The following is an 11,072-nucleotide window of genomic DNA, read 5'->3' as shown; positions in this document are numbered from 1 at the left end:
TCCTGATCGATCCACGTGCACAACCGGCGAGCTCGGCTTTCGTCACGACGACGCGATCACCGACTCCGCCCGTTGGATCAACGATGCCAGAGCGGTCGACAACCCCTCTGCACCGAGGGCGGGCAAGATGCCCGGAATCAGTGCGGACAGCGTGACCGTCACCAGAGCCTGCGGCTTCATCGCCGCGCCCATCGTCGCCGACATCTGCGTCAATTTGGCGTTCAGGGCCGCAAAATCGACACTCGTCGATTCGTGCTCGAGCGCCACCGCATCGGGCGCGGTCGCCGCTGCGTCGGCAATCAACTGCGGTAGGTCGTCGACCGTCTTCGGCTTGGCGCGCGGCGCGAACTCGGCCTTCTCCTCGTCCGTGAGGATGTCGATGGATCGCAGCACCACCTCGGGATCGGAGACGACCGTCCGCAGAATCTTCGACAGCCGCTCGGCGAACGTCGCTATCGTCGATTCGTCGAAGATCGACGTCGCGTAGGTGAACGTCGCCTCGATGTCCTGCAGCGCTCCGGTCTCGTCGAAGTTCTCGACAGCGGTCAGCTGAAGGTCGAACTTCGCCTGATCGTCGCCTGCCGGCAGCGCCTGCACCTGCAGGCCCGGCAACTCGAACGTGCCCGTCGCATGGTTCTGGAACGTCAACATCGCCTGGAACAGCGGTGTGTAGGCACTCGACCGAGCGCGGCCGAGCGCATCGACCAGCCGCTCGAACGGAACGTCCGCGTGGCCGAACGCCGCGAGGTCCTTGTCCTTCGCCTGACGTACCAGGTCCAGGAACGTGCCGTTCGGATCGATCTGCGTGCGCAGCACCAACGTGTTGACGAACATGCCCACCAGGTCGTCCAGTTGCTCCTCGCCGCGTCCTGCGGTCGGGGTGCCGATGCTGATGTCCGACGAGTTGCTCAACCGGCCCAGCAGAACCGCGAACGCGCTGTGCACCACCATGAACGTCGTCGCCGCATGCTCGCGGGCGATCTTCTCTATGGCCGACGCCACGTCGGAACCGAACGTGAAGCCGTACGACGCGCCTTCCATGGTCGGTCGAGGTGGCCGTGGGCGATCGAGCGGCAGTGCCAGTTGTTCCGGCGCTCCCGCCAGCTCGGCGGTCCAGTAGGCCAGCTGCTTCGCCAGCGGACTGTCCGGGTCGTCCTCGCGGCCGAGTACATCACGCTGCCACAGCGCGAAATCGGCGTACTGCACCGGCAGCGGTGCCCATGACGGCATCTCCCCCGCCACCCGAGCGGTGTAGGCGACCATGACATCGCGGATCAACGGCCCCATCGAGAACCCGTCGGCGGCGATGTGGTGAGCCACCACGGCGAGGACGTGTTCGTCGTCGCCGACCTGCAGCAGCGCAGCCCGGACCGGGACGGTCTTCGTCACGTCGAATCCCGCACCGAGGACGTCCGTCAGGCGGGACACCACGGCGTCCGGTGCCACCTGTTCGGGTTCGAGATCCACCCCGACGTCGGCGACGCCACCGATCTGCTGCACCGGGCCGTCGACCGAATCGGGGTAGGCCGTCCGCAGAATCTCGTGGCGACCGAGCACATCGTCGAACGCGCCGCGGAGCGAGGCAATGTCGAGGGCACCGGTCAACCGCACCGCAACGGGGATGTTGTACGCGGACGAGCCCGGGTCGATGCGGTTGATCGTCCACATCCGTTCCTGGGCGATCGACAGGGGTAGTCGATCGGGACGCTCGCGCACCGTCAGTTCCCGGCGGGCACCGCCGCCGACGAGCGGCGCGATGTGTGCAGCGAGGCCCGCCACCGTGGACGCCGCGAACACCGATCGCACGGGAATCTGCGCGTCGAGAGCCTGGCCGAGGCGCGAGACCAGTTGAGTTGCGATCAACGAGTTTCCGCCGAGGGCGAAGAAGTCGTCGTCCAGCCCCGCGCGGTCCAGCCCGAGCAGTTCGGCAACGGTCGTCGCGACGATCTCCTCGATCGGGGTGACCGGTGCGCGGAACTCGGTGGCCTCGAAGTGCGGCGCGGGCAGCGCCTTTCGGTCCAGCTTTCCGTTGGCATTGAGCGGTAGCGCTTCGAGCACCACGAATGCCGCAGGCACCATGTACGACGGAACGAGATGCGAGAGTTCGGATTCGACGTGCGCGACATCGACGACCTCCCCGGCCCGGCCGACGACGTAGGCCACCAACTGGTCACCCATGGACTCGCCGCTGTGCACCACGACGGCCGAATCTGCCACTGCCGGCTGCGACCGCAGGGCCGCTTCGATCTCACCGAGCTCGATGCGGAATCCGCGAATCTTCACCTGGAAGTCGGCCCGATCGATGTACTCGAGGTGCGCCGGGGCCGGCGTTCCGGCGACGACGGGCACCCGCCAGCGCACCAGGTCGCCGGTGCGGTACATCCGAGAACCGTTCGCGTCGAACGGATTGGCGACGAATCGCTCCGACGTCAGGTCCGCGCGCCCGAAGTAGCCGCGCGCCAGCTGCGCGCCGGCCAGGTAGAGCTCGCCGCTGACACCCACAGGCACCGGATGCAACCGCGAGTCCAACACGAACACCGTCGTGTTCGCCTCGGGAACACCGATCGGCACCGCGGTCGTATCGGCGTCCGTCACCGCGTGCGCGGTCACCGACACCGCTGCCTCGGTCGGCCCGTACAGGTTGTGCAGGTCGGTCGATCCGTTCCGCTTGCGGAACTCCTGTGCGACGGCAGCGGGCAGTGCCTCACCGATCGCCAGCACCCGCCGCAGGCTCGGCGATACCTCGCCCGCGGCGACGGTGCCGAGCATCGACAGCATCGACGGCACCAGGTGCAGTGTCGTCACCGACTGCGTGCGAATCAGATCCAGCAGGTAGTCGGGGTCACGATGACCGTCGGCCTCGGCCACGACGAGCCGTCCGCCGGAGGTCAGCTGCGACCAGAACTCCCACACCGACAGGTCGAACGTCGCTGCGGTCTTGAGCAGCGCTGCGTCGGTCTCGTCGAGTGCGTACTCCGCACGCAGCCAGTTCAGCTGGTTGACGACGGCACCGTGCGAGACCGCAACGCCCTTCGGACGACCGGTCGATCCGGACGTGAAGATGACGTACGCGGTGTTGGCTGCGGTGAGCACCCCGGTGCGTTCGGACGCGCCAACCGGAGCACCCGAGTAGGCATCGGCGTCGAACCGGGCCAGATCCACGATCGGGGCAGCATCGGTGATCTCGGCACCCACATCGCCGGAGATCAGAATGCACGCAGGAGCGGCTGTCTCGAGAACCAACGCGTTGCGCTCGGCCGGCTGGTCCGGATCGATCGGAACGTACGCCCCGCCTGCCGTCGAGATGGCGTACATGCCGACGAGGAGATCGACCGAGCGTCGAATGGCAAGGCCGACAGGCACTTCCGGCCCGACACCCATGCCGATCAGGTGCCGCGCGAGCTGCGAGACCCGCTCTGCGAACTCTCCGTACGTCACCACGCCGTCGTCGTGGACGAGTGCGACTGCAGCGCGGTCGCGTTCGGCGGCTGCACCGAACAGATCGGGCAGGGTCGTGTGTTCCACGACACCGAAATCGTGAACCGTGTCGTTCCAGTCCTCGACGATCGCAGATCGCTCGCCGTCCAGCAGCACGTCGAGATCGCCGATGGGTGTCGACGGCGACGCCACGACGGCGGCCAGCACGGCCTCGAAGCGGGCCACGAGTGAACGGGCGGTGCTCTCGTCGAACAGATCCGTCGCGTAGGTCAGCAGGGCATCGAAGCCACCTGCCGCGCCGTCGCCCTGCTGGGCATCGGACACGATCAGATGCAGATCGAACTGGGAGTTGCCGGTCTCGGTGTCGAGCGCCGAGATTTCCAACCCGTCGAGCTCGAACTCGCGGCGAGCGAAGTTCTGGAACGAGAAGCCGACCTGGAACAGCGGGTGCCGAGCCGTCGAGCGCGTGGGGTTGACCACGTCGACGAGCCGCTCGAACGGGATGTCCGAGTGGGCGAACGCCTGCAGATCGGTTTCACGCGCGGCGTCGAGGAGATCACCGAAGGTCGCCTCGCCCGGAACATCGAGTCGCAACACCAGGGTGTTGACGAACATGCCGACGAGGTTCTCGATCTCGGCCTCGCCGCGACCTGCGATGGGTGTACCCACGACGATGTCCGAGGACCCCGAGATCCGCGAAAGCAGCACTGCGAAGGCCGCATGCACGGCCATGAAGACGGTCGCGTTGTGCGCGCGGGCCAGTTCTGCGAGACGCGCGTGCGCGTCGACGTCGATTCGGAAATCGATGCGATTGCCGCGGAACGTCTGGCTCGCCGGACGCGGGCGATCGAGAGGTAGCTCGATCTGCTCGGGCAACTCCGACAGCGCGGCAGACCAGTATCGAATCTGTTGCGCTGCAATCGATTCGGCGTCGTCCTCGGAGCCGAGAACGTCGCGTTGCCAGAGCGCGTAGTCGGCGTACTGCACCGGCAGCGGAGCCCATGCGGGATCGGACTTCCGGGTACGGGCGGCATAGGCCGTCATGACGTCGGTCGACAACGGCATCATCGACAGACCGTCGGCGCTGATGTGATGGACCACCATCGCCAGCACGAACTCGGTGTCGGAGACTCGGAACAGCGAGGTCTTCAACGGAACCTCTGCGGTCACGTCGAACGTCGACGCCAGCAGCTCCAGCACCCGAGCGGTCACCGATTCCGCGTCGGTGTCGATCACGTCGAGAGTCGTCGGCACCTGGGACATCGGCACGACCACCTGATGCGGTCCCTCGGGCGAATCCGGGTACACCGATCGCAGTGTCTCGTGCCGCTCGATGACGTCCGAGACCGCGCTCTGCAACGCGCCGACGTTCAGATCGCCGCTCAGGCGCAGAGCGAACGGGATGTTGTACGCCGTCGAGTCCGAGTCGAACCGGTTGAGGAACCACATCCGCTGCTGCGCGAGCGACAGTGGAACTCGATCGGGACGAGGCCCTGGCACCAGCGCCGGCCGCGCGCCCGAGCCCTGCTCGACCCTCGCCGCGAGTGCCGCGACCGTCGGGGCCTCGAACAATGCCCGAACTGGGACCGTCGTGTCGGCGGAGGCACCGAGTCGGGACACCACCTGGGTGGCCACCAAAGAGTTGCCGCCGAGTTCGAAGAAGTCGTCGTCGAGACCGACCCGGTCGAGACCGAGGACGTCGGCGAACACCTCGGCGACCATGGACTCGATCGGAGTCGTCGGTTGCCTGAACTCACGGGTTCGTGCGGCCGGTTCGGGCAACGCTCGCCGGTCCAGCTTTCCGTTGGTGGTCAACGGAATTGCGTCGAGCACCACGAACGCCGACGGGACCATGTACTCGGGGAGCTGCTCGGCCACCGACGCACGGACGGCGTCGACGTCGATCGTGGAACCGGTTGCGGGCACCAGGTAAGCAACAAGGCGCGCGGCACCGGGAGCGTCCTCGCGCACGATCACCGCGGCCTGTCCGACGGCCGGAGCCGACAGAACCGACGATTCGACTTCGCCCAGTTCGATGCGGAAGCCGCGGATCTTGACCTGATCGTCTGCGCGACCGACGAATTCGAGCTCACCGGTGGGCGACCACCGGGCGACGTCGCCGGTGCGATAAAGCACGGATCCGTCGCCTGCGAAGGGATCTGCCACGAATCGTGTCGCCGTCAGGTCCGGCCGACCCAGGTATCCCCGCGCCACCTGACCGCCCGAGACGTACATCTCTCCCGGGACACCCGCCGGCACGAGGCCGAGTCGCGCATCCAACACATACACGGACAACCCGGAGATCGCCCGACCCACCAGTGACCCCGATGCCTCCGCGGCAGCCTGCGCATCGAGCGCCCGATGCGAGACGTGGACGGTGGTTTCGGTGATGCCGTACATGTTGACCAACTGTGGGGAACGATCGCCGTGCCGATCGAACCAACCGCTCAATCGACGCAGCTCCAACGCTTCTCCGCCGAAGACGACGTAGCGCAGCGCGTACTCGGCAGCACCCGATGCCGTGCGGTCGGCCTGGTCGAACTGGTAGAAAGCAGACGGGGTCTGGTTGAGCACGGTCACGCGTTCGCGAATCAACAACTCGCGCAGCGCTTCCGGCGACCTCGACGTGAAGTAGTCGACCACGACGACGGTGCCACCCGTGGTGAGCGGGCCCCACAGTTCCCACACGGAGAAGTCGAACGCGTACGAGTGGAACAGAGTCCAGATGTCGGCGGGACCGAAATCGAAGTGCCGCTGGGTGTTCGCCAGCAGGCGGACGACGTTGCGGTGCGGGACGACGACGCCCTTGGGGGTACCGGTCGAACCCGAGGTGTAGATGACGTACGCAGCTTCTGCGGCCGTCACCGCGGGAAGGACGTCCGTTGCGAACCGGGAATCGTCCGCTGGGGTGTCCATGTCGACCCTGGGCAGTTCCGGCGGTAGCGCGACCTCGACACCGGTCCAGGTCAGTACCGCGGCGGGACGCGAGTCGGCGAGCACGAACTCGATGCGATCGGCCGGGTACGACGGATCGATCGGTACATATGCGCCTCCGGCCTTGAGCACCGCGAGCAGCGCCACCACGAGATCGGCCGTGCGAGGCAGTACGACTGCGACCGCGGATTCGCGGCCGACACCCTGTGCGACAAGAACTCTCGCCAGTGCCGTCGACTCGGTGTCGATGTCTCCGTACGTGCGCGACCGACCGTCGAAGACGACGGCGGCAGCGTCCGGGTTCTCCGCGACCCTGGCCGCGAACAGGGAGACGATGGAGTCGGCAGAATCCGCGACCGCCGGTGCGTCCTGGGCAAGGGCGAGAACGTGATCGCGCTCGGCCGTATCCATCACCGGGATGTCCCCGACGGGCTGCTCGGCATCGGTACCGACCGACTCCAGCACGCGGATCAGGCGCTCACCGAAGGCGCGCGCTGTGTCCTCGTCGTAGAGATCACGGGCGAACGTCACGTCGATGGCCGAGGTTCCGTCCGCCTGGTTCTCGGTGAACGTGAACTGGATGTCGAACTTCGCCGTCTCGACGTCGAGATCGACTCCGCGCACGGTCAGGCCCGGGAGCTCGAGTTCGGTCTGCTCCATGTTCTGCACGGTGAGCATCACCTGGATCAGCGGATGCCGCGCGGCCGACCTCGGTGGGTCGAGTACCTCGACGAGTCGCTCGAACGGCACCTCCGCGTGCGCGAACGCCGACAGATCGGTGTTGCGCGTACGGGCGAGCAGTTCGGTGAAGGCAGCGCCGGGATCGATCTCGGTGCGCAGCACGAGGGTGTTGACGAACATACCGATGACGTCGTCGAGTGCCGCCTCACCGCGACCGGCGACCGGAGTACCGATGGCGATGTCGGTTTCGCCCGACAACCGGGAGAGCAACACCGCGAGAGCAGAGTGCAACACCATGAACAGTGAGCTCTGATTGGCGCGGGCTACCGCGCCGAGGCGCGCATGCGTCTGCGCATCGAGCGTCAGCCGAATGTTGCCGCCGCGGTAGGACGACCGATCGGGACGCACTCGGTCGCCGGGGAACGTGCTCTCGTCCGGCAGTCCCGACAGCGTTCGCGTCCAATGTCGGATCTGGCCGGACACCGGTGAATCGGGATCGCTCTCGGAACCGAGCACGGTCTGCTGCCACAGGGTGTAGTCGGCGTAGCGAACCGCGAGCGGTGCCCAACCCGGTTCGCTTCCTGCACTCCGGGCCGCGTACGCGATCATGAGGTCGCGAGTCATCGGTCCGATCGAGAAACCGTCTGCGGCAATGTGATGTGTGGCCAAGGCCAGCACATACCGGTTCGAGTCGAGCTCGAGCAGGATGGCACGGAGTGGAGGTGCGGCCGTGACGTCGAAACCCTGCACGAAGAACTCGGCCAGGGCGGCGGTGACGTCGTCGGCGGTGACCTTCGTCGGTGCCAGCTCCGGAGCCACCTGCGCTGCGGGGACGATCACCTGAGACGCCACCCCGTCCGCCTCGGGGTAGACGGTGCGCAGCGATTCGTGCCGTTCGATCACGTCGGCCACGGCAGAGCGCAGCGCGACGACGTCGAGGTCACCGATCAGTTCGATCGCGACGGGCAGATTTTCCGTTGCCGAATCGACGTCGAAACGGTTGAGGAACCACATCCGGCGCTGGGCGAGCGACAGCGGAACGAAGTCCGGCAACTCGGTACGCACGAGAGGAATCTTTCGTCCCGATCCCGAGAGTTCGTCCAGCTTCGCCGCCAGAGCCGCCACCGTCGACGCCTCGAAGATGGTCCGAACACTGACCGTGGTGTCCGTCGCGGCACCGATGCGCGACGCCACCCTGGTCGCCACGAGCGAGTTACCGCCGAGAGCGAAGAACTCGTCGTCGGCTCCGACGACGTCGACGCCGAGCACGTCGCGGAACACCTGCGACACCACGATTTCCGACGTGGTCGTCGGAGCGCGGAAGGCACGCTGCTCGATATCCGGTGCCGGGAGCGCGCGCCGGTCGAGCTTGCCGTTGGCGGTCAGCGGAAGTGCGTCGAGCACGACGGTCGCAGCCGGAACCATGTACCCGGCGAGCGAGCGGGCGGCGAACGCCGTCAGGTCGGCCACGTCGACGGTCGCACCGGAGGCGGGGACCACATAGGCGACCAGTTGATCTCCGGCGACGGCCGTCTGCCGAACCAGCACCACGGCCGACTCCACCGACGGGTGCCGGCGCAGCACGGTCTCGATCTCCCCGAGTTCGATGCGCAAACCACGCAACTTGACCTGGAAGTCTGTGCGACCCAAGTACTCCAGACGCCCGGTGTGAGACGAGGACTCCCGCCAGCGCACCAGATCGCCGGTGCGATACATGCGAGAACCCGGTTCGCCGAACGGATCCGGCAGGAATCGATCTGCCGTCAGATCCACTCGACCGAGGTAGCCGCGGGCCAGTTGGACTCCGGCGAGATAGAGCTCACCTGCGACTCCGGGAGCAACCGGGGACAGTCGGGAGTCGAGGACGTACGTTCTGGTGTTCCACACCGGAACACCGATCGGAACCAGGTCGACGTCCGCCTCCGACACCTCGTGATAGGTGACGTCGACAGCCGCTTCGGTGGGTCCGTAGAGGTTGTGCAGCGCCACGCCCGGCAGGACGCGTCGGACGCGTTCGCCGACCTCGGCGGGCAGCGCCTCACCGGAGGCGAACAGAGTCCGCAGCGACGCGGCTGCGGACGACGACTCGGCTGCGACGACGGAGACGAAGACCTCGAGCAACGACGGCACGAAGTGTGCGGTCGTGACCGACTGCGCCTCGATGGTCTCGAGCAGGTACTGCGGGTCTCTGTGCCCGTCCGGCTTCGCGATGACCAGCGTCGCCCCGATCTGCAACGGCCAGAACAGTTCCCACACCGACACGTCGAACGTGACGGGGGTCTTCTGCAACACGACATCGTCGGCGACGAGCTCGTATTCCGACTGCATCCACAGCAGACGGTTGACGATTGCCTCGTGTGTGACGGCCACGCCCTTCGGCTGCCCGGTCGACCCGGACGTGAAGATGACGTATGCGGTGTTCGTCGGGGCCAGTGCACCGATTCGGTCCGCGTCGGTGATCGGTGCATCGGAGACCCCGGACAGGTCGAGAACGTCGATGTCGATCACGTCGAGCCCGTCGGCATCCACCGAGTCTCGTGACGTGCTCAGTACGCACACCGGTGCCGCGGTGCGCAGAATGTGCGCGATTCGCTCGGCAGGCTGATCCGGGTCGATCGGTACGTAGGCACCGCCCGCCGCGACGATCGCGTGAATTCCGACGAGGAGCTCCACCGAACGACGGGCAGCGATCGCCACGGTGGTCTCGGGCCCGACACCACGATCGACGAGGTACCGCGCAAGACGAGCCACCCGTGCGTCGAACTCGCCGTAGGACACCGACTCGTCACCGAATACCAGTGCGGTTCCGTCGGATTCGACCGACCGCCCGAGGGAGGCCAGCGTCTGCGACCGGTCGACGTCGTGGTCGGTGTCGTTCCAGTCGTCGAGCACGCGCTTGTACTCGACGTCGTCGAGCAGTTCGATGTCGCCCACGACGGTCGAGAGATTGTCGGCGACGGATTCGAGGACCTTGATCAGACGCTCACCCAGGGTGACCACCGTGGACTCGTCGAACAGGTCGGTGGCGTAGGTGACATCGAACGTCATCCCCTGCGCCGCGCCACTGGGTCCGAACGATTCGACGAACGTGAACTGCAGGTCGAACAGTGCAACCAGGGTCTCGAAGTCGACGCCCGATACCGACAGTCCCGGTAGTTCGAGATCCTTCTGCCCCAGGTTCTGGAACGCGAGCACCACCTGCACGAGGGGATGACGTGCCGTGGAACGTACCGGGTTGAGGATCTCCACCAGACGCTCGAACGGAACGTCCACGTGTGCCAGCGCCGACAGGTCGGTCTCGCGAGCATCGGCGAGTACCTGGTCGAACCTGCGCGCGGTGTCGATCTCCGTTCGGAGCACGAGGGTGTTGACGAACATGCCGATCAGGTCGTCGAGCGCCGCCTCACCGCGGCCCGCGACCGGTGTGCCGATCGCGATGTCGGTCTCGCCGGACAGCCGCGAGAGCAGTACCGCGAGGCTGGTGTGCACCAGCATGAACAGCGACGCGTTCTCACGTCGGGACGCCTCGATCAGAGCGCGATGCAGTTCTCCGTCGATCGAGAAACGCACCAGCGCACCGCTGTTCGACGCCACTGCCGGCCGGGGACGGTCAGAGGGCACATCGAGCTGATCGGGCAGACCGGCCAACGTCGTCGTCCAGTAGTCGATCTGCTGCGAGACCACGGACGTGGGGTCGTCCTCGGAGCCGAGCACCTCGCGCTGCCACAGGCTGTAGTCGGCGTAGTCGACCGGAAGCGGAGTCCAGTACGGCTCCTGGTTCATCGACCGCGCCGCATAGGCATTCATGACGTCGCGAGTGAGTGGGCCGAGCGAGAAACCATCGGCGGCGATGTGGTGCACCACGAACACCAGCAGGTGCTCGGTGGGGCTCACCTCGAACAACCGGGTACGGAACGGGAGGTCCTTCGACAGGTCGAATCCTGTCGTCGCCAGCTCGCGCATGGCATCGGCCACCTGATGCGCGGAAATTTCGATCGGCGTCAATTCCGGTGTGGCCG

General features: G+C 66.5%; 1 tRNA gene and 1 pseudogene. One reads left to right on the top strand and one right to left on the bottom strand.

The features are described from left to right. Positions 1-42: 42 nt before the first annotated feature. Positions 43-10,947, bottom strand: a pseudogene (locus ASH04_RS26670) (amino acid adenylation domain-containing protein); the annotation flags it as partial. On the opposite strand from ASH04_RS26670, the gene ASH04_RS26665 reads away from it, so the two are divergent. After that, positions 10,900-11,006 (top strand) — tRNA-OTHER (locus tag ASH04_RS26665). The pseudogene ASH04_RS26670 and the gene ASH04_RS26665 overlap by 48 nt on opposite strands. Positions 11,007-11,072: the final 66 nt, after the last annotated feature.

Origin of the sequence: Rhodococcus sp. Leaf233 (assembly GCF_001426165.1) — a bacterium.
Taxonomy (GTDB): Bacteria; Actinomycetota; Actinomycetes; order Mycobacteriales; family Mycobacteriaceae; genus Rhodococcoides; species Rhodococcoides fascians.
This window is presented reverse-complemented; position numbering and strand designations above follow the sequence as displayed.